This is a genomic window from Microbacterium sp. MF43, assembly GCF_012847295.1.
GTDB lineage: Bacteria > Actinomycetota > Actinomycetes > Actinomycetales > Microbacteriaceae > Microbacterium.
Window position 1 is genome coordinate 253,405 of sequence record NZ_JABBDY010000005.1, and the last position, 18,853, is coordinate 272,257.

General features: G+C 70.2%; 20 protein-coding genes and 1 tRNA gene. 12 read left to right on the forward strand and 9 right to left on the reverse strand.

The genetic code is table 11. The features are described from left to right. Nucleotides 1–41: 41 nt before the first annotated feature. From HF323_RS15010 to HF323_RS15040, 7 genes are all read left to right on the forward strand, one after another. Nucleotides 42–1,109, forward strand: a complete 1,068-nt coding sequence (locus HF323_RS15010) for an aliphatic sulfonate ABC transporter substrate-binding protein (RefSeq protein ID WP_317451100.1) — start codon at nt 42–44, stop codon at nt 1,107–1,109. Between the two features lie 137 nt (nt 1,110–1,246). Next, nucleotides 1,247–1,972, forward strand: a complete 726-nt coding sequence (locus HF323_RS15015) for an ABC transporter ATP-binding protein (protein WP_317451105.1) — start codon at nt 1,247–1,249, stop codon at nt 1,970–1,972. After that, a complete protein-coding gene (locus HF323_RS15020) occupies nt 1,962–2,882 on the forward strand; it encodes an ABC transporter permease (RefSeq protein ID WP_169583723.1) in 921 nt (306 codons plus the stop codon). The genes HF323_RS15015 and HF323_RS15020 overlap by 11 nt, the downstream gene beginning before the upstream one ends. Beyond that, complete coding sequence (gene cobA, locus HF323_RS15025; RefSeq protein WP_169583724.1) at nt 2,879–3,694, forward strand: uroporphyrinogen-III C-methyltransferase; 816 nt, start codon at nt 2,879–2,881, stop codon at nt 3,692–3,694. Before HF323_RS15020 ends, cobA begins: the two co-directional genes overlap by 4 nt. 11 nt (nt 3,695–3,705) lie before the next feature. Then, nucleotides 3,706–5,085, forward strand: coding sequence for an FAD-dependent oxidoreductase (locus tag HF323_RS15030; RefSeq protein ID WP_169583779.1), 1,380 nt, complete (start codon nt 3,706–3,708; stop codon nt 5,083–5,085). After that, nucleotides 5,082–5,411: a ferredoxin gene (gene fdxA / locus HF323_RS15035; protein WP_169583725.1), complete on the forward strand. Its 330-nt coding sequence runs from the start codon at nt 5,082–5,084 to the stop codon at nt 5,409–5,411. The genes HF323_RS15030 and fdxA overlap by 4 nt, the downstream gene beginning before the upstream one ends. Next, nucleotides 5,404–6,375 (forward strand): NAD(P)/FAD-dependent oxidoreductase, encoded by a 972-nt coding sequence (locus HF323_RS15040; protein ID WP_169583726.1) that lies wholly within the window; start codon nt 5,404–5,406, stop codon nt 6,373–6,375. Before fdxA ends, HF323_RS15040 begins: the two co-directional genes overlap by 8 nt. 79 nt (nt 6,376–6,454) lie before the next feature. Here the strand turns inward: HF323_RS15040 and HF323_RS15045 are convergent, their stop codons facing one another. The 4 genes from HF323_RS15045 to HF323_RS15060 all read right to left on the reverse strand — a co-directional run bounded on the left by HF323_RS15045 (nt 6,455) and on the right by HF323_RS15060 (nt 10,585). Next, entirely contained in the window at nt 6,455–7,255 is an 801-nt protein-coding gene (locus HF323_RS15045) for an ABC transporter permease (RefSeq protein WP_169583727.1), read from the reverse strand. Nucleotides 7,256–7,263: 8 nt separating this feature from the next. Continuing rightward, the gene (locus HF323_RS15050) at nt 7,264–8,229 is read right to left on the reverse strand and encodes an ABC transporter permease (protein ID WP_317451101.1); all 966 of its coding nucleotides are present in this window, start codon (nt 8,227–8,229) and stop codon (nt 7,264–7,266) included. A 71-nt stretch (nt 8,230–8,300) separates the two neighbouring features. Beyond that, nucleotides 8,301–9,482 carry an extracellular solute-binding protein gene (locus HF323_RS15055; protein WP_169583728.1) on the reverse strand — a complete coding sequence of 394 codons (1,182 nt, stop codon included), beginning with the start codon at nt 9,480–9,482 and terminating at the stop codon, nt 8,301–8,303. Between the two features lie 68 nt (nt 9,483–9,550). Then, on the reverse strand, nt 9,551–10,585 hold the full coding sequence (locus HF323_RS15060) for an ABC transporter ATP-binding protein (RefSeq protein ID WP_188241726.1): 1,035 nt from the start codon (nt 10,583–10,585) through the stop codon (nt 9,551–9,553). 124 nt (nt 10,586–10,709) lie between these two features. Between HF323_RS15060 and HF323_RS15065 the strand changes: the two genes are divergently transcribed. Together HF323_RS15065 and HF323_RS15070 are read left to right on the forward strand one after the other, a co-directional pair. After that, the gene (locus tag HF323_RS15065; protein WP_169583730.1) at nt 10,710–11,504 is read left to right on the forward strand and encodes a GntR family transcriptional regulator; all 795 of its coding nucleotides are present in this window, start codon (nt 10,710–10,712) and stop codon (nt 11,502–11,504) included. Next, nucleotides 11,501–12,253 (forward strand): cache domain-containing protein, encoded by a 753-nt coding sequence (locus HF323_RS15070; protein ID WP_169583731.1) that lies wholly within the window; start codon nt 11,501–11,503, stop codon nt 12,251–12,253. The genes HF323_RS15065 and HF323_RS15070 overlap by 4 nt, the downstream gene beginning before the upstream one ends. An 11-nt stretch (nt 12,254–12,264) precedes the next feature. Here the strand turns inward: HF323_RS15070 and HF323_RS15320 are convergent, their stop codons facing one another. Continuing rightward, nucleotides 12,265–13,095: a hypothetical protein gene (locus HF323_RS15320; RefSeq protein ID WP_211160640.1), complete on the reverse strand. Its 831-nt coding sequence runs from the start codon at nt 13,093–13,095 to the stop codon at nt 12,265–12,267. Nucleotides 13,096–13,322: 227 nt separating this feature from the next. Further along, nucleotides 13,323–13,928 carry a dCTP deaminase gene (gene dcd / locus HF323_RS15080; protein WP_169583732.1) on the reverse strand — a complete coding sequence of 202 codons (606 nt, stop codon included), beginning with the start codon at nt 13,926–13,928 and terminating at the stop codon, nt 13,323–13,325. A gap of 107 nt (nt 13,929–14,035) precedes the next feature. Between dcd and HF323_RS15085 the strand changes: the two genes are divergently transcribed. After that, a tRNA-Gly gene (locus HF323_RS15085) sits at nt 14,036–14,106 on the forward strand. A 112-nt stretch (nt 14,107–14,218) separates the two neighbouring features. On the opposite strand, the gene HF323_RS15090 is transcribed toward HF323_RS15085, so the two are convergent. Both HF323_RS15090 and HF323_RS15095 read right to left on the reverse strand, forming a co-directional pair. Beyond that, on the reverse strand, nt 14,219–15,079 hold the full coding sequence (locus HF323_RS15090; protein WP_317451102.1) for an EamA family transporter: 861 nt from the start codon (nt 15,077–15,079) through the stop codon (nt 14,219–14,221). Between the two features lie 29 nt (nt 15,080–15,108). Continuing rightward, nucleotides 15,109–16,374, reverse strand: a complete 1,266-nt coding sequence (locus HF323_RS15095; protein WP_169583782.1) for a serine hydrolase domain-containing protein — start codon at nt 16,372–16,374, stop codon at nt 15,109–15,111. 78 nt (nt 16,375–16,452) lie between these two features. On the opposite strand from HF323_RS15095, the gene HF323_RS15100 reads away from it, so the two are divergent. Beyond that, nucleotides 16,453–16,764, forward strand: coding sequence for a DUF2470 domain-containing protein (locus HF323_RS15100; protein WP_169583733.1), 312 nt, complete (start codon nt 16,453–16,455; stop codon nt 16,762–16,764). 44 nt (nt 16,765–16,808) lie between these two features. After that, nucleotides 16,809–17,462 (forward strand): biliverdin-producing heme oxygenase, encoded by a 654-nt coding sequence (locus HF323_RS15105; protein ID WP_169583734.1) that lies wholly within the window; start codon nt 16,809–16,811, stop codon nt 17,460–17,462. Between the two features lie 10 nt (nt 17,463–17,472). Here the strand turns inward: HF323_RS15105 and HF323_RS15665 are convergent, their stop codons facing one another. Beyond that, the gene (locus HF323_RS15665) at nt 17,473–18,837 is read right to left on the reverse strand and encodes a DEAD/DEAH box helicase (protein WP_169583735.1); all 1,365 of its coding nucleotides are present in this window, start codon (nt 18,835–18,837) and stop codon (nt 17,473–17,475) included. Nucleotides 18,838–18,853 lie beyond the last annotated feature (16 nt).

Genomic DNA, 18,853 nt, shown 5'->3' on the forward strand with positions numbered 1-18,853 from the left:
CGCTCCACCAACCCCGACACGCCGAACGAAGGAGGCGAACCGTGAACACCATCCGCACCGCGACGACGATCACCACCCTGGGACTTGTGGCGGCCATGATGGCCGGCTGCGCCCCCGCGTCGGGGAGCACCCCGGATGCCGAAGAGGTGACCGAGCTCCGCCTCGGCTACTTCGCCAACGTCACCCACGCCCCCGCGCTCGTCGGTCTCGAGGAGGGCCTCTTCGAGGACGCGCTCGGCGACATCGACGTGACGACCTCTGTCTTCAACGCCGGCCCCGCCGCCATCGAGGCGCTCACGGCGGGAGCGATCGACGCGACCTACATCGGTCCGAACCCGTCGATCAACACGTTCATCCAGTCCGGAGGGGAGTCGGCACGCATCGTGGCCGGCGCCGCGACCGGCGGCGCGGCGCTCGTCGTCGCACCCGGGATCGACAGCCCGCAGCAGCTGGCCGGGACGACCCTGGCGACGCCGCAGCTCGGCAACACGCAGGATGTCGCGCTGCGCGTGTGGCTCGCCGACCAGGGCTACGAGACCGACGTCTCAGGTGGCGGCGACGTGTCGGTGACCCCGACCGAGAACGCCCAGACGCTGACGCTCTTCCAGCAGGGAGACATCGACGGCGCCTGGCTCCCCGAGCCGTGGGTGTCGCGCCTCGTCATCGACGAGGGCGCCGAGGTGCTCGTCGACGAGGCGAACCTGTGGCCCGACGGCGAGTTCCCCACGACCGTCCTGCTGGTGCGCGCCGAGTTCCTCGAGCAGCACCCGGAGGCCGTCGAGCAGCTGCTGGAGGGTCACGTCGCCGCCGTCCAGTGGATCGCGGACAACCCCGAAGAGGCGCCCGCGGTGATCAACGGCGCGATCGAGGCGGAGACGGGCAAGCCTCTCTCCGATGCGGTCATCGAGCGGGCGCTGGACCACGTCACCTTCTCGGTCGACCCGCACGCCGACACCTTCGAGACCCTCGTCGCGAACGGCCTGGAGGCCGGCACGCAGAAGGAGGGCTCGATCGACGGCCTGTTCGATCTGCGCCTGCTCAACGGCCTGCTCGAGGCAGCCGGCGCCCCGGCCGTCTCGGCCGCGGGCCTCGGCGAGGATTCACCGTGACCGATCTCAACGCCCGCGGCACCGGCGTCGCGTCGTCCATCGACGCGGCGCCGGGCCGCGGCATCCCGAACCTGCTCGGCCCGAGCTTCGACGGGGTCGCTCCGGTGCCCGCCGCCGCCCCCGCGCAGCCCCCCGCGGTGCGCATCGACGGCGTCTCGAAGCGGTTCGGCGCCGGGCCCCTCGTGCTCGACGACGTCGCGCTCGACATCGCGCCCGGCGAGTTCGTGTGCCTGCTGGGCGCTTCGGGGTGCGGAAAGTCGACCCTGCTGAACCTGATCGCCGGCCTCGACCGGCCCACGGCCGGGCGCATCGAGACTCCCGCGGCCGGTGCGGCGGTGATGTTCCAGGAGTCGGCGCTCATGCCGTGGCTCACCGCACGGCGCAACGTCGAGCTGGCGCTCCGGCTTCGTGGCGTCGCGCGCGGCGAGCGGCGCGAGAAGGCGCTGGCGCTGCTGGACGCGGTCAATCTGGCGGATGCCGCCGACAAGCGTCCGCACGAACTGTCCGGCGGCATGCGCCAGCGCGTCGCCCTCGCCCGCGCGCTCGCGCAGGACCGACCGGTCCTCCTCATGGACGAGCCCTTCGCCGCCCTCGACGCGATCACCCGCGACCTGCTCCACGAGGAGCTCGAGCGGGTGTGGCGGGCGACCGGACGCACCATCGTCTTCGTGACCCACAACGTGCGCGAAGCGGCACGGCTCGGCCAGCGCGTCGTGCTGATGGGCAGTCGGCCCGGCCGGATCGTGCAGCAGTGGCAGGTCGCCAAGACGACGGGCCGGCGCATCGAGTCGCCCGAGGTGGCCGCCCTCTCGGTGGAGATCACCGAGCAGCTGCGGAAGGAGATCCGTCGCAATGCCGCGTGACACCACGACCATCGACAGGACGGATGCCGCGGCATCCGTCCTGTCCGACGACCTCCGCTCGCTCGCCGCCGGCCTCGACAACCTGCAGACCGACACCGACGCCGCTCCCAGCCGCTGGCGCCGCTTCGCGACCAGCGTCGTGCCGCCGATCGTCTTCGTCATCCTGCTGATCGTCGCGTGGCAGCTCTACGTCGTGATCGCCGACCCGCGCCCCGACAAGGTCCCGAGCCCGCTCGACGTGTGGAACGCGCTCGGCCTGGCATGGGAGACCGGGCGCCTTCAGGAGGCCGTCGCGACGAGCCTCGAGCGGGGGATCGCCGGCTTCATCATCGCGATCGCCGTCGGCACGCCCATCGGCCTGCTGCTCGCCGAGGTGAAGCCGATCCGCCGCGCCGTGGGTCCGATCATCTCCGGCTTGCAGGTGCTCCCGTCGGTCGCGTGGGTTCCGGCCGCCATCATCTGGTTCGGGCTGTCGGACGCCACCGTGTACTTCGTGATCCTCATGGGCGCGATCCCCTCGATCGTCAACGGCCTCATCGCGGGCATCGACCAGGTGCCGCCGCAGCTGCGCCGCGTGGGAACGGTGCTGGGTGCGTCCCGCTGGCAGCTGGCGACCTCGGTGATCCTTCCCGCCGCCCTGCCCGGCTATCTCGCGGGGCTCAAGCAGGGATGGGCCTTCTCGTGGCGCTCGCTCATGGCGGCCGAGATCATCGCGACCGGCGGCACGATCGGATTCGGCCTGGGCGCGATGCTGCAGCAGTCGCGCGACCTCGCCGACCTCGCCGGCGTGCTCGGCGCGATCCTGGTGATCCTCGCGATCGGCATCCTCATCGAACTCGTCTTCTTCGGGCCGCTCGAGCGACGGATGCTTCGCCGCCGGGGCCTTCTCATCACGGGAGGTGCCCGATGACCGGCGTCGGGAAGGTGTGGCTGGTGGGAGCAGGACCGGGCGACCCGGGCCTGCTCACGGTCAAGGGACTGCGCGCGCTCGAGCGCGCCGACGTCGTGGTGGCCGATCGGCTCGGCGCGCGACCGGTGCTCGACGCACTCGCCGCCGACGGCGTCGCCCTTCGCGCGGAGATCGTCGACGTGGGCAAGCTCCCCGGGCACCACGCGGTGCCCCAGGACGCCATCAACGCGCTGCTCGTGCAGCTGGCGCGGGACGGCAAGCAGGTCGTCCGGCTCAAGGGCGGCGACCCGTACATCTTCGGCCGCGGCGGCGAAGAGCTCGCCGCGTGCGTGGAAGGCGGCGTCGAGGTCGAGGTGGTTCCGGGAGTGACGAGCGCCATCTCGGTGCCCGCCATCGCCGGCATCCCCCTCACCCACCGCGGTGTCGCGACGGCGTTCACCGTCGCGACCGGCCACGACCAGATCCGCGCGCTCGGCGGCGGTCGCGACCACACGGTCGTCCTGCTCATGGGCGTCGGCACCCTGGCGAACTCCGCCCTCACTCTCGCACGCGGCGAACGCGGAGCGGACTGCCCGGTCGCGATCATCGAGGACGGCTTCGGGCCCGGTCAGCGGGTCACGGTGGGAACCCTCTCGACCATCGCGCACCAGGCTGCGGCGCGCGGTGTGCGCTCCCCCGCGGTCGTCGTCGTCGGCGACGTCGTGCGGCTCAGCCCCTACGCCCCCGATGCTCTCGCCACCCTCGACCTCTCGACCTTCGATCCTCTCGCGGCCCCGGCCGCGCACCCGACCGGAAAGGCCAACCCCTCGTGACCTCTTCGACCCTGTCCCACCTGCGCGTCGCCATCGTCGGCGCGGGTCCCGCCGGCATCTACGCCGGCAACATCCTGACCAACGCCGTGGCGGAGGCCGGCGGCTCCGTCGCGATCGACCTGTTCGAATCTCTGCCCGCCCCGTACGGACTGATCCGCTACGGCGTCGCCCCCGATCACCCCCGCATCAAGGGCATCGTGAACTCGCTGCACGAGATGCTCGACGCCGGCACGACGCGCTTCCTCGGCAACGTCGAGGTGGGCCGCGACATCTCCCTCGAGGAGCTCCACGACCGCTACGACGCCGTGATCCTCGCGACGGGCGCCATCCGCGACGCGGTGCTGGACATTCCCGGCATCGACCTGCCGGGATCGTACGGGGCCGCGGACTTCGTCGCCTGGTACGACGGCCACCCCGACGTGCCGACCGAGTGGCCGCTCGACGCCGCGAAGGTCGCGGTGATCGGCAACGGCAACGTCGCGCTCGACGTCGCGCGCGTCCTCGCGAAGCACGCCGTCGACCTGCGGCCGACCGAGATCCCCGACAACGTGCTCGCCGGGCTCGAGGCATCCGCCGTCACCGACGTCCACGTCTTCGGACGCCGTGGCCCTGCCGACATCAAGTTCACCCCGATCGAGTTGCGCGAGCTCGGCGAGGTGCCGAACGTCGACATCGTCGTGCACGACGAGGACTTCGCCCACGCCGACCCGGCCGACGCGCCGAACAATCAGCTGAAGGTCATGCTGCGCATCCTGAACGGCTGGCGCACGCGGGAGTCGACGGGCGCGAGCCGTCGCCTGCACCTGCACTTCTACCACTCCCCCGTCGAGGTGCTCGGAGAGGGGCGTGTCGAAGGCGTGCGCTTCGAGCGGACCGAGCCGACGGGCGACGGGGGCGTGCGCGGCACCGGCGAGTTCCGCGAGATCGCCGTCCAGCAGGTCTACCGGGCGGTCGGCTACTACGGCACCCCCGTCGTCGACGCGCCGTTCGACGCGCGCGCCGGCGTGGTCTCGAACATCGAGGGACGGGTGGTGGATGCCTCGACCACCGGTGACCGCGACGCGGCGGCGATCCGCGGGCTGTACGCCACCGGCTGGATCAAGCGCGGACCGGTCGGCCTCATCGGGCACACGAAGTCCGACGCGATGGAGACGATCGCCCACCTCGTGGCCGATGTGCAGGCGGGAGTCCTCACGGCGCCGCTCGTCGGCTCGGATGTGCGGGACCTCCTCGACGAGCGCGAGGTCGCCTACACGACGTGGGAGGGGTGGCTCGCGCTCGACGCCCACGAGCGCGAGCGCGGAGCGAACCACCTCCACACACGCGAGCGCGTGAAGCTCGTTCCCCGCGACGAGCAGGTGGGCATCTCCCGAGGAGCCCTCGTCCCATGACGTACGTCATCGCGCTGCCCTGCGTCGATGTGAAGGACCGCGCGTGCATCGACGAATGCCCGGTGGACTGTATCTATGAGGGCGAACGGTCGCTGTACATCCACCCCGACGAGTGCGTCGACTGCGGCGCCTGCGAGCCGGTGTGCCCCGTCGAAGCGATCTACTACGAGGACGACCTGCCCGACGAGTGGCAGGACTACTACAAGGCCAACGTCGAGTTCTTCGACGACATCGGCTCGCCCGGCGGCGCCGCCAAGGTCGGCGTGATCCACAAGGACCACCCGATCATCGCCGCACTCCCGCCACAGGCAGATGATCATGGCTGAAACGGAATACACCGCCTCGCCGCCTGCGGTGGAAGTCGACGTCGTCATCATCGGCGGCGGTCCGGCCGGTCTGTCTGCCGCTCTCAACCTCGGTCGCGCGCGCGCCTCCGTGGTCGTCGTGGACGCGGGACGGCCCCGCAATGCGGCGACCTTGCGGTCGCACGGATTCCTCACGCGCGACGGGGTGCCGCCGCTCGAGCTGCGCAAGCTCGCGCGCGCCGAGCTGGCCGCCTACCCCAACGTCACGGTGCTGGATCGCACCATCGTGACCGCCCTCCTGCCGACGGATGCGTCGAACGGCATGCGCTTCATCGCCGCTCTCAAGGGGCGCTCGGAGCGCACGCCACCGGCGGTCGCTGCGAGGTCGGTCCTCGTCGCCACCGGCCTGCGGGAGACGCTTCCGTCGATCCCGAGCCTCCGCGCCTTCTACGGCATGACGATGTTCAGCTGCGCCGCCTGCGACGCATGGGAGCTGCAGGACCGGCCCCTCGCCCTCATCGGCGAGACCCCCGACCTCGCCGCTCGCGCTCGGCTCATCGCGCGATGGACCGACCGGCTCACCGTCTTCACCAACGGGGCCGATGCGGTCGGCACCGTCGAAGAAGCCGAGCTCGCGGCATCCGGGATCCTCGTGGAACGCCGCCGGATCGACGACCTCGAAGGGGATCGCGGCACCGTGTCGGGCGTGCGCCTCTCCGACGGCATGCTCGTCCCCATCGACGGCGGTTTCGTGCGGCCGCAGTGGCAGCCGCAGCTCGACTTCCTCACGTCCCACGACCCCGAGCGGGAAGCGGACGACACGCTCGCCGTCGACCCGTCGGGACGCACCTCGGTCGCGGGCCTCTACGCAGCGGGGGATGCCGCCTCCCCCGGTCCGCAGCAGCTGATCGTCGCGGCGGGCCAGGGCGCACGCGCCGCCGCTGTCCTTGTGCACGACCTCGTGGGGGTGCGCACGGCGCACTGAGCCGTGCCGACCCGGCGCGGCTGATCTCCTCGCGTCTGAGGCGCAGGGAGCGGATGCCGAGGCATCCGTCGCCCGCGCCTCAGCGCCGGGTCTGCTCGGAACCGGACAGCCGCTGCGCGAGGTAGATCGGCACGATCGACACGATCACCAGCACGACCGCGATGACCGACACGACGGGGGCCTGGTTGGGCCGGAACATGTTGTTGAGGATGTAGATCGGCAGCGTCGTGACGCCCGACCCCGCGGTGAACGTCGTGACGATGATCTCGTCGAAACTGAGGGCGAACGCGAGCATGCCGCCGGCGAGCAGCGCCGATCGCAGCTGCGGGAACGTCACCAGGCGGAACGTCGTCCACACCCCTGCCCCGAGGTCGGCCGAGGCCTCCTCCAGATTCGTGCCCGTGCGCCGGAGCCGCGCGATGACGTTGTTGAACACCGTGACGATGCAGAAGGTCGCGTGGGCGATCACGACGGTCCAGATCGACAGCGGAACGCCCATGATCGTGCGGAAGAAGTTGTTGAGCGCGATGCCCGTGATGATGCCGGGCAAGGCGATGGGGAGGATGATCAGCAGCGAAACCGACTCGCGACCGAAGAACTCGAAGCGCTGGAGGGCGAACGAGATGAGGGTGCCGAGCACGAGCGCGATCACCGTCGAGATGATCGCGACCTGCACGCTGGTGAGCACGGCCTCCAGCGCCCCGGCGCTCTGGAACGCCTTGCCCCACCACTCCAGCGTCAGCCCCGGCGGCGGCCACGTGAGCGACGTCGACGTCGAGAACGAGTTCACGAGCACGACGAACAGGGGCAGGTAGACGACGAGCAGGATGAGGCCCGTCACGATCGCGAGGAGGACCCGCGCCGGCCTTGAGAGTCGCATGCTGCGTCCTACAGGTTGTTCAGGGCGCCCGTGCGCCGCACGAGAGCCAGGTAGCCGAAGATGATGACGATCGGGATGAGGGCGATCGCAGCGGCGAGCGGCAGATTGCCCGCTGCGCCGATGTTGGCGTAGATGAGGTTGCCGAGCATCTGGTTCGCGCCGCCGACGATGTTCACCGTGATGTAGTCGCCGAGCGACAGGGCGAACGCGAAGATCGTGCCCGCGATGATCGCGGGGAACGCCAGCGGCAGCACGACACTGCCGAGCGTGCGCCACGTCTTGCCGCCGAGGTCGGCGGATGCCTCGAGCAGCGAATCCGGCACGCGCTCCAGTCCCGCGTAGATCGGCAGGATCACGTACGGGAGCCAGAGATACGACAGCGTGATCACCGTCGCCGGAAGCCCGTAGCCGGGGGTGTGCAGGCCGAAGGGCGCGAGGATCCACTCCAGGATCCCCTCCTGCGACAGCACCGACCGCCACGCATAAGCCTTGACGAGATAGCTGGCCCACAGCGGCATCAGCACGGCGATGACGAGCAGACGCTGCATCCTCGGGCTCGCGACCTTGGCCATGAAGAACGCGATGGGAAGGGCGATCGCGACGTCGATCACCGTCACGAGCAGCGCGACACCCACGGTTCGCAGCGTCACCGTCTGGTACAGCGTTCCGGTCACCACCGTGACGATGTTGTCGAGCGTCCAGTCGATGACGATCTCGTTGGTGAACGGGTCCACGCGCCAGAACGCCGTGACCAGCAGGAGGGCGAGGGCGACGATGTAGACGACGACGAGCCAGCACAGCGGGGCGGCGATCAGCAGCGAGAGGCGCGTGCGCGGGTGGGTGGTCAGGAACGACGAGACGCCGCGCATCCATCGGCGGAGTGCACCGGTGCTCCCGGACGGGGTTCCCGCGTCCGGGCCCGGCGTTCCGGGTGCGCGCCCCGAGGGGGCGGAGGTGACTGTGTCGGTCGTCACGGAATCCTCACGATCTGTGGGAGAAGGCCGGGGGCGGCTTGCACCGCCGCCCCCGGCGATCGGGCGGAAGGTCAGCCCTTGATCTCGGTCCAGGCTTCGGTCCACTTCGCGTAGTCGACGCACTCGACATCGGTGCGTCCGTCCACGCAGTCGGCGATGGGTGTGGTCCAGTACCAGATCTGCGACGCGTACTCCTCGTCGCCCGCGTGGTACGCCTCGCAGTCGTCGCGATAGTCGCACGCCTCCTGGCTGGACGGCGCCTCACCGAAGTACTGGGTCGCCTGCGCGTTGACCTCGGGGCTGGCGATCCAGTCGAGCCACGCGTAGGCGCAGTTCGGGCTCTTCGCCTCGGAGGCGATCATCCACGTGTCCGACCATCCGGTGGCGCCCTCTTCGGGCAGCACGACATCCGTCGTCGCGTCGCCACTCGCGAGCACGTTCTGGATGACCTGCCACGTGGTCCCCGCGACCGAGTCGCCCGTCTCGAACGCCTGGATCTCCTTCAGGTAGTCGGACCAGTACTCGCCGACGTGCTGCCGCTGCTCCTTGAGCAGGTCGACCGCCGCCGCGAACTGCTCTTCGTCGAGGGCGTACGGGTTCTCGATGCCCAGCTCCGGCTGGTGGGTCATGAGGTACACCGCGGCATCCGCGATGTAGATCGGCGAGTCGTACGCGGTGATCTTGCCCGAGTACTCGCTGGCGCGGTCGAACACGATGTCCCACGATGTCGGAGCCGGCGAGACGACCTCCGTGTTGTAGAGGAGGAGGTTGGCGCCGTAGCCGTGCGGCACGCCGTACGACTGCCCGTCGACCGAGTTCCACTCCTTCTCCTTCAGGAAGTCGTAGATGCCCTCGTAGCTCGGGATGAGAGCGGTGTTGACCGGTGCCACGTCCTCCGCGGCGATGAGGCGCAGGGTCGCGTCGCCCGAGGCGGCGATGACGTCGTACTCGCCCGTCTTCATGAGGTTGACCGCCTCGTCCGACGTGCCGTACGTCTTGGAGGTGACCTCGCAGCCGGTCTCCTCCTCGAAGCCGCTCACCCAGTCGACGTTCGGGTCGTTGCTGCCGTCCTCGACGTACCCCGGCCAGGCGAGGATCGAGACGGAGCCCTCGTACTCGCCGAGCTCGTCGACGGCTTCGGAGGGGGCAGCGCTGCCGCCTCCGCCGGCGGTGCCGCAGCCGGCGAGGATCGCGATCGAGCCGATCGCGAGTGCGGTGCCGGCGATCCGGCGACCGCGTGCTGTGTGCATCATGGGTGTTCCTCTCTCGGTGTGTGGAACTGCTGTGTTGTCCGGGGCCGTGCCCGCGGTCGGGTGCCGGCTCAGGTGCCGGGCGGAATCAGCGACACGACGTCCGAGTCGTGCCACGTGACGTGCACTCGGTCGCCGCGGTCATCGTCGGAGACGCGCGATCGGTCGTTGCGCTCGAGCACGGTCACGCGCATCCCGGCGTCGAGATCGATCACGCGACGGATGCCGTGACCGACGTAGATCGACTCCACGACCGTGCCGGGGGCGGAGTGCTCCCCCGGGCCCGTCGCCGCCTCCGATCGGATGGAGAGCTTCTCGGGGCGGATCGAGTGCTCGCCGGAACGTCCGATGAGCGCGGCCGAGCGGTCGTGGTCGAAGAGGTTCGACGTCCCGACGAAGTCGGCGACGAAGCGGGAGGCCGGCTGCTCGTAGAGCTCCCATGGCGTGCCGAGCTGCTCGATGCGTCCGTCGTGGAAGACCGCGATGCGGTCGGACAGCGTGAGAGCCTCCTGCTGGTCGTGCGTGACGAAGATGAAGGTGATGCCGAGGTCGCGCTGGATCTGCTTGAGCTCGACCTGCATCTGCTCCCGGAGCTTGAGGTCGAGCGCGCCGAGCGGCTCGTCGAGCAGGAGGACCTTGGGCTGAACGACGGTCGCGCGAGCGAGCGCGACGCGCTGCCGCTGGCCGCCCGAGAGCTGGGAGGGCTTGCGCGAGGCCATCTGCTCCAGCCGCACCGCCTCCAGCGCCTTGATGGCGCGCGCCCGTCGCTCCGCGCGCTTGACCCCGCGCACCCGCAGCCCGTACGCCACATTGTCGAGAACGGACATGTGCGGGAACAGCGCGTAGTCCTGGAACACCGTATTGACGTCCCTGTCGAAGGGGGCCTTCTTCGTGACGTCGTGTCCGAAGAGCTCGATCGTCCCGGAGGTGGGCTGCTCGAAGCCCGCGATCAGGCGCAGCACCGTGGTCTTGCCCGAGCCCGACGGCCCGAGCATCGAGAAGAACTCGCCGGCGGCGATCTCGAGATCGACGTGATCGACGGCGGTCACGGCTCCGAACTCCTTCGTGAGTCCGCTCAGCCGGATGGCGGGCTGCTGCTCGGTCATTGACCTCTCCTTCGATGTCGATGCAACTAAATCATATGGATCCATATGTCAAAAGATCACCCGTCGTGTTACGGTCGTGTCACGGTTCGGACGGACGGGCTTCTGCACCGGGAGGGAACGCTCAATGCCGCACGCCACAGGGCGCGTCGACGCCGCGCGAGCGGTCGTGTTCGCGCCCCTCGACGGCACCGGCCGGGCAGAGCTCGTCGAACAGCGCCTCACCGACGCGATCGTCAGCGGAGTGCTGCACGACGGCGAGCGCCTGCCGAGCGAATCCGACCTCTCGCGCAGTCTCGGCGTCGCCCTCGTCACGGCACGCGAGGCACTCGAGGGCATGCGCGACAAGGGGTTCGTCCGGACGCGGCGCGGCCGCGACGGAGGCAGCTTCGTCACCTACGACCGCGAGACGGCGGCCCGGATGCTCGAGCGTCGCCTCCGCGACACGAGCCGCATCGAACTGCGCGACCTCGCCCTCCACGTGTCGGCCATCGCCGGGACGGCCGCAGAGACCGCCGCGAACCGAGCCAGCGAGGATGACATCGAGAACCTCGCGCGCATCGCCGACGGCGCCGACCTCGCGACCGCCGGCGGCGCGAGGCGCGCCGTCAGCCGCTTCCAGCTCGAGGTCGCGGCGGTGAGCCAGTCCCCACGCCTCGTCCACGAAGAGATGCGACTGCAGAGCGAGGCCGGGCCGATGCTCTGGATGTGCCTGCGGGAACAGGAGTACCGTGACCGCAGCGCCCTCGCACGCACACAGGTCATCACCGCCCTCCGGGACGTCGCACCGGAGGCAGCCCGCGCAGCGACGATCGCGCACATAGACAGTGCCTTCGAGTGGCTCATCGACGAGCGGGCGCGGATAGACGCGCTCGCGCAGGATGAGGCATCCGGATCACCCGAGCCGGAGGGAGCGCCATGACCACCATCGCGACCCGTTCGCACGCCGACGTCGCCGCCCACGTGGCCGGCACGATCGACGGGATCTTCGCCATGATCGACGGCTGGCGGGATCTGCTCGAAGACCGATTGAGAGCGGATGCCTCGCTCACCGCAGCCCGCGTCGATCCGCTCGTCGAGTCCTTCGCCGTTCCCGCGGTCACGGGAGAGACGCTGCTCACCGGCGCCGGGTTCGTCGCTGCTCCCGGCGCGCTGAGCGACGCCGAATGGCACCTCGCCTGGTGGCTGGGCGGCACCACACCGTCGCGACAGCTCCGGCGGCTGGCGACCATCGACGACCCGTCGCACGAGCAGTTCCGGGACTACACCGCGCTCGAGTGGTGGCGCGTCCCGGCGACGACGGGCACGCGCCATCTCACGGGACCCTATGTGGACTACGTGTGCACCGACGACTACACGGTCACGATCACCACGCCGGTCCGCATCGGCGACGAGCTCGTCGGCGTCGTCGGGGCGGATGCCCTCGTCGACCGGCTCGAACGCGCGCTCCTGCCCGCGATGCGCTCCGGCGCGACACCCGTCACGCTCGTCAACGCGTCCGGCCGCGTCGTCACCTCGACCGACGCGCGGCGGGAGCCCGGATCGATGCTCCGCTCGGATGGCCTTGCCGCCGCTGCGCGAACGGCGTCGTCCACGCCCGTCGTCCTGCCTTCGGGCGCGGTCGTCCTCGCGTGCGGCGACACGTCTCTCGCGCTGGTCGTCGACGCCTGACGGCCCCCGCGCTACGGGGTGCGCGCGAAGACCTCCGCCTGGTTCCCCTGCACCACGACCTTGAGGCTCGTGCCGATCGGAAAGCGCTCACGGAGGGCCTCGGGCGAGGCATCCGTCACCGGAAAAGCGGCCGACGGCGGGTAGTGCCCGTCTCCGCAGCCGGTCGTGATGAGTTCTCCGGCGCTTCCCGCCTCGGACCCGCCCACCTGCGTCACGAACACGCAGTTGATTCCGTGGCGCGAGCTGCCCCACGCATTGGGCACCGTCAGCACGCGCAGCCCGAAGAGCTCCTCGAAGACCTGCGCCCCTTCCTGGGGCTCGCCGAACAACTGGTCCGGCCACTCGTCCAGGTCCGCCTCGGCGAGCACCGCGACGCGCCCGCCGACCGCGGCGGTGGTCGCCATGGTGAGAGCGGCGCCGGCGATCAGTGCGGCGACGACCGACACCGCCCAGATGCCCTTGGTCCGGCGCGACAGTCGCGACGCGGGACGCGCGGGCTCGGCCGAGGCGGGATCGGCCGGGGGAGCGGGTTCATCCGACGAACGCACGGGGTCGTCGCGCGGGTCGGCGGGGTCGCCGCGCGGGTCGGCGGGGTCGCCGCGCGGGTCGGCGGGGCCGTCGTGGACGGCGACCTCGGCTCGCGTCCGCGCGTCGCCCTCGTCCGGATCGACCGGATCACGAGGCGTGACGGCGACCGACGGGCGCTCGCCCGACAGCGACCGCTCGAGCTCGTCGAGGCGTGCGAGCGCCACGGGATCGTCATGGATGTCGGCGCCGGGTCCGTAGGCCCGCTCGCGGAGGGCCCGGAGCTCGTCGTCGACGCGATCGTTGAGGTCGGGCACGGCATCCTCCGTGGGCAAAACGATAGTCGACGTGGAGGCCTGCGGACCCTATACTGCAAATTGCAGTAGCCATCGGGTTGATCGCGGCCGCAACGTGTGGGGACACGGGCCGTTGACTGGGGCAGGCACGACCGGTGGTCGGCTTGCACCCGATGACGCTGGGGCAGCCATCGGGGTGGCGCCGCCACCTCGGTCGGCGCCACCCCGATTGCTGATCCTTCTCAGCCTCAGCCGCCGAGCGATCCCGCGTCGGTCGTGCCGACGTCCGTCCGGTGGAAGTTCTGGAACGAGCGCGACGCGGTCGGCCCGCGCTGCCCCTGATACCGGTTGCCGTAGGGACCCGAGCCGTAGGGGTTCTCCGCGGGTGAGGACAGCCGGAAGAAGCACAGCTGACCGATCTTCATGCCCGGCCAGAGCGTGATCGGCAGCGTGGCGACGTTCGACAGCTCGAGGGTCACGTGACCCGAGAAGCCCGGGTCGATGAATCCGGCGGTCGAGTGCGTCAGCAGGCCGAGGCGCCCGAGCGACGACTTGCCCTCGAGCCGAGCAGCCACGTCGTCGGGCAGAGACACCAGCTCGAAGGTCGAGCCGAGGGCGAACTCACCGGGGTGAAGCACGAACGGCTCGTCGGGCGACACCTCGATGAGGCGCGTGAGCTCGGGCTGGTCCTGCGCCGGATCGATGAACGGGTACTTGTGGTTGTCGAACAGCCGGAAGTAGCGGTCGAGACGCACATCGACGCTCGACGGCTGCACCATCTCGGGCTGCCACGGCTCGACGCCGATGCGGCCGGCGTCGATCTCGAGGCGGATGTCGCGGTCACTGAGCAGCACGGGGCAAGCCTAGCGGTGGGGCTCGGGCACTCGACGGTTGTGACGGGTCCGGATGCCGCGCCCCCGCCGTGCTCTGTTATCCTGGCCGAACGCCGATTCGGCGTCCCGGGGATGTAGTTCAATGGCAGAACTTCAGCTTCCCAAGCTGATAGCGCGGGTTCGATTCCCGTCATCCCCTCCGATGCTCTGATGTGCCGCCGCAGGCGGTGCAGCGGAGCATCTGCTGTTGCCGCGAATCGACCCCCTGGGTGGGCCCGCGCCGCCAGAGGCTCCACGCGCCGGCGTAGCTTTCATGCCAGCGGCTCTGCCGCCTCCCGCGCGCTCCGCGCCGACGACCGGACCGCCCCGATGCTCGCGGCGATCACGAGCGCGATGCCCGCGATCTCGAGCCAGGCCAGCTGCTGACCGAGGAACACGAAGCCCGCGATCGCCGCGGTCGCCGGCGCGAGGCTCATGAGGATCGCGAACGCGGAGGCCGGCAGACGCCGCAGCGCGATGAGCTCGAAGGCGTAGGGGATCGTCGACGACAGCACCGCGACCGCCGCACCGAGCGCGAGGAGCTCGATACGCAGGACGGCGGAGCCGGCGTCGAGAACCCCGAACGGCAGCGCGATCACGGCGCCGACCGCCATCGCGAGGGCCAAGCCGTCGAGCCGGGGGAACGCCCTGCCGACCCGGGCTGAGGCGAGAATGTAGAACGCCCAGCTCGCCGCCGCGCCGAGCGCATAGAGGACCCCCAGCGGGTCCAGGCGGTCCCACCCCCCGCCGCCGAGGGCGACGACCCCGGCGAAGGCCACGACCGCCCAGAGCCACGCCGACGCCCGCCGGGCGGCCACGATCGACAGCACGAGCGGGCCGAGCACCTCGATGGTCACCGTCACGCCGAGCGGCAGCCGCTCGAGGGCGAGATAGAACAGGCCGTTCATGACGGCGAGCACGAGACCGAAGAGGATGACGGCGGTCCAGTCCGACCGGGTGTGACCACGCAGCGCCGGCCGCGCGATCGCAAGAAGGATGAGCGCCGAGAACACCAGGCGCAGCATGACCATGCCGAGAGGTCCGACCTGGGGGAAGAGGAGCACGGCGAGCGACGCGCCGACCTCCTGGCACGCCAGACCGGCGACGACGAGCAAGACCGCGGGGCCGCTCACCCCTCCCGCCCCACGAGGGGGCGCTGCGTTCACGCGGCGGGTGCGCAGATCGCGGCTTTGGCGATCGCGTCGTGGTACTGCTCCGCCGTCCACGGCAGGCCGGCTTCAGGCGCGGTCTCACCGGCAGCCGCCGGGGCCTTCGAGGCGATCGCCGCGAGCTCCCACGCCAGGTACAGTCCGTGCCCGCCGCCGCCTGCGGAGTTGTTGAGCACGACGGCGACCGTCAGGCCCGTCTCGGGGTCGGAGAAGGCGGCGGTCGTGTAGCCGGGAGACGCGCCGAACTGCCCGATGAGCGATCCGGCCTGCACGGCGCCGCCCCCGACCGTGTACCACGACGGGGCAGAGGCGCCGGCCGGGACCGGGTCGGCGAATCGGTCGTCGACCTGCGGCAGGAGCGCGCCGGTCGCGAGCGCCTGGGCGTACCTGCCGAGGTCGTCGATGTCGCTCACCACTCCGCTGTCGGTGTAGCCGGCGCTCGCCGACACGTCCGTCACGTCGAGCGGCTCGGCGCAGTTGCGCTTCCCGCCCTCGACGGGCGGCGCGTACAGGCCCTGGAGGACGTTCTCCGTCGTGAAGCCGCCGAGATGCGAGGCATCGAGGTCGAGCGGACGGACGACGTACTCGTCGATCAGCTGCGACGCGGGCGCGCCGAGCGCCCGCTCGAGGGCGAGACCCAGAAGCACATAGCCGGCATCGGAGTCGCGGTAGGCGGCGCCCGGCTGAGTGGTGCGCGGTTCGCCGAGCCCGAAGCTCGCCAGCTCACGCGGCACCCATCTGCGATCGGGGTTGGCCAGCCAGAGCGGCTGGAGATGCGACGCGTACGATCCGATCCCCGAGGTGCTGTCGCAGAGCTGCTCGAGCGTCACGTCGGTGAGCACAGGGACGCTGGCAACCCAGTCCGAAATCGGGTCGTCGAGCTCGACCTTCCCCTGCTCGGCCGCCGCGTACAGCACATCGCACGTCATCGCGCGAGTGACCCGCGACGCGCGGAACTGCATGTCGGCCGTCACCTCGGCGCCGTCGACCGGGTTCTGGGTGCCGATGCCCGAGACCCACGCGCCGCTCCACGGCGCCCAGACTCCGACGATCGCGCCCGACGCGCCGGCTGCCGCCATCGCGTGGGTCACGGCATCCTGCAGCTGCGTCACGGTCGCTTCGGGAAGCGGGACGTCCGCCTGGGGCGGAAGCTCGATCTCGACGCTCGAGTCGGGTGCGCAGCCCAGCAGGACCAGTGTGACGGCGAGCGCGACGGATGCCGTCGCGACGGCGCGGCGCAGTATGGCCGGACTGTGCATGCTCACCCCCCGATGGTCGTCCCTCGATTCAAACACACCGCGGGTGCCACCGAGGATCCGGCTCTCTAGGCTTGACACATGGCGTATCGCTTCGACGAGTCCGTTCGCGCGGGTGTGCTCGGACACATGAACCACGATCATCGTGCCGACAACGTTCTCATCGCGCGCGCCTTCGGGCCGGCGGATGCTGTAGACGATGCGGTGATGACGGGATTCGACGGCGAGGGCGGATCGTGGGAGGCGTCGCTGAGCGATGGCACGACGGTTCAGGTCCGCGTCGGCTGGCCCGGCGGCCCGATCACTGAGCGACCCGACGTGCGGCGCGAGATCGTCGCGTTGTACGACGAGGCCTGCCGCAGGCTCGGCGTGCAGCCGCGTCCCCACGCGTGAAATGCCCATAGGTTAGGGCATCCTCACTCCCTTACACTGGGCGCATGAGCGACCCGATCCCGTTCTCGACCGCCCTGCGGGAGCGATCGAGTCGTGCCCACTCGAGCAGCGAGCACTCCGGGTTCATGTCCGACCTCATGACGGGCGAGGGCACGCGCGACGACTACATCGCGCTCGTCGCTCAGCACTGGTTCATCTACGAGGCCCTCGAGCGCACGGCTGAGCAGATGCGCAACGACCCCGTCGCTGCGGTCTTCATCAGTGACAAGCTCACCCGCCTGCCGGCGCTCGAAGCCGACCTCGAGTTCCTCGTCGGGCCCGGCTGGCGCGAGTCGATCACGCCGCTGCCCAGCACGCGCCGGTACGTGGACCGCATCAACGAGGTCGGCGCGACGTGGCCCGGGGGATTCGTCGCCCACCACTACACCCGCTATCTCGGCGACCTGTCGGGCGGTCAGTTCATCGGCCGGCTGATGGCCCGCCGCTTCGGGTTCGAGACCAACGGCATCGGGTTCTACCTCTTCGAGGACATCGCGGATCCGAAGGCCTTCAAGGACGTTTACCGCGAGCAGCTGGATGCGGCTCCGTGGGACGCCGACGAGCAGGACCGCGTGATCGACGAGGTGCTTCTCGCCTACCGCTTCAACACTCAGCTCTTCGAGGACCTCGCCGACGCGAAGGCGGCCCACGTCGCGTGACGGTCGGGCGCTACGCCTTGACCGACCCGGCTCTCACGCCGGCCATGAACCGCTGGACGTCGGGATCGACCCGGATGTCGCTCGGCCGCAGCGGACGGGAGAGGTAGAGGCCGTCCAGCGACGTGAGCCGTGAGAGCGCGACGTACGTCTGCCCCGGCGCGAAGGCGCCCGAGCCCAGATCGACGACGGCGCGGTCGTACGTCTTGCCCTGCGACTTGTGGATGGTGACGGCCCAGGCCAGACGCAGCGGGAACTGCGTGAATTCGGCGACGATCTCGCGCGAGAGCGACTTCGACCCGGCGTCGTACGCGTAGCGGAACCTCTCCCACACGGCCGGCTCGACGTCGAACTCCTGCCCCTCGACCTCGACGCGCACCGTGCCGCCTGCGATGCGCGTCACCGTGCCGATCGTGCCGTTGACCCACCGCGGCGGCTCGCCGTAGGACTGCGTGTCGTTGCGCAGGAACATGACCTGCGCGCCGACCTTCATCTTGAGTTCGACATCGGCCGGATAGGCGGCGTCGCCGCGCCCGAAGTCGCCGTTGATCTCGGCGACCGCCGTCTGCTCCCGGCCGATCAGCTCGGTGAGGTGACGCCGATTGATGCTGTTCACGATGTCGTTGCGCGTGGCGAGGGTGATGATCGGATGCTCGCCGTCCTTCGGGTCGGGCGGTGTGCGGGCGCCCGTGTCGTTGAGGATCTGCGCGATGTCGGCGGTCACCCGGCCGTATCGCACGGCGTTGAGCATCGCCTTGAACGCGGGATCGGACTGCCGGTGGATGTCGACCAGCTCGCGGATATGCAGGTCGGCGCCGTACGACCCGATGTCGATGATGCCGTCTCCCGCCGCTTCGCCGACCCACACCTTCGCATCGAAGAACCAGAACGAGCGATAGTGGTCGCGGATGTACCGCAGCTCGTCACCGCGCGGCGGAACGGGGGCGAGCTGGTACGGATCACCGAACATGACGATCTGCACGCCGCCGAACGGCTCGGCGCGCCGACCGCGTGCCTGTCGGAGCGAGCGGTCGATCGCGTCCATGAGGTCGGCGTTCACCATGGAGATCTCGTCGATGACGAGGGTGTCGATCGCATTGAGGATCTTGCGCGCGGCATCCGACTGCTCGATCTCGCTCTTCGCGATGAGCCCGATGGGCAGGCGGAACAGCGAGTGGATCGTCTGCCCCTCCACGTTGAGCGCCGCGACCCCCGTCGGGGCGCACACGGCGATCTGCTTGCTGGTGTGCCAGGCCAGGTGCTGCAGGAGCGTCGACTTGCCCGTCCCGGCGCGACCCGTCACGAAGACGTGCTCTCGGGTGTCCTCGATGAGCCGGAAGAGCGCCTCCTGTTCGGCGGAGAGCGCGGGCGTGTTCACCGATTCATGTTAGCCA

Excerpts from the sequence above, each read along its gene's own strand:
- HF323_RS15020 (WP_169583723.1), top strand. The coding sequence starts at position 1,962 with ATGCCGCGTGACACCACGACCATCGACAGGACGGATGCCGCGGCATCC.
- cobA (WP_169583724.1), top strand. The coding sequence starts at position 2,879 with ATGACCGGCGTCGGGAAGGTGTGGCTGGTGGGAGCAGGACCGGGCGAC.
- fdxA (WP_169583725.1), top strand. The coding sequence starts at position 5,082 with ATGACGTACGTCATCGCGCTGCCCTGCGTCGATGTGAAGGACCGCGCG.
- HF323_RS15040 (WP_169583726.1), top strand. The coding sequence starts at position 5,404 with ATGGCTGAAACGGAATACACCGCCTCGCCGCCTGCGGTGGAAGTCGAC.
- HF323_RS15045 (WP_169583727.1), bottom strand. The coding sequence starts at position 7,255 with ATGCGACTCTCAAGGCCGGCGCGGGTCCTCCTCGCGATCGTGACGGGC.
- HF323_RS15055 (WP_169583728.1), bottom strand. The coding sequence starts at position 9,482 with ATGATGCACACAGCACGCGGTCGCCGGATCGCCGGCACCGCACTCGCG.
- HF323_RS15060 (WP_188241726.1), bottom strand. The coding sequence starts at position 10,585 with ATGACCGAGCAGCAGCCCGCCATCCGGCTGAGCGGACTCACGAAGGAG.
- HF323_RS15065 (WP_169583730.1), top strand. The coding sequence starts at position 10,710 with ATGCCGCACGCCACAGGGCGCGTCGACGCCGCGCGAGCGGTCGTGTTC.
- HF323_RS15070 (WP_169583731.1), top strand. The coding sequence starts at position 11,501 with ATGACCACCATCGCGACCCGTTCGCACGCCGACGTCGCCGCCCACGTG.
- HF323_RS15095 (WP_169583782.1), bottom strand. The coding sequence starts at position 16,374 with ATGCACAGTCCGGCCATACTGCGCCGCGCCGTCGCGACGGCATCCGTC.
- HF323_RS15100 (WP_169583733.1), top strand. The coding sequence starts at position 16,453 with ATGGCGTATCGCTTCGACGAGTCCGTTCGCGCGGGTGTGCTCGGACAC.
- HF323_RS15105 (WP_169583734.1), top strand. The coding sequence starts at position 16,809 with ATGAGCGACCCGATCCCGTTCTCGACCGCCCTGCGGGAGCGATCGAGT.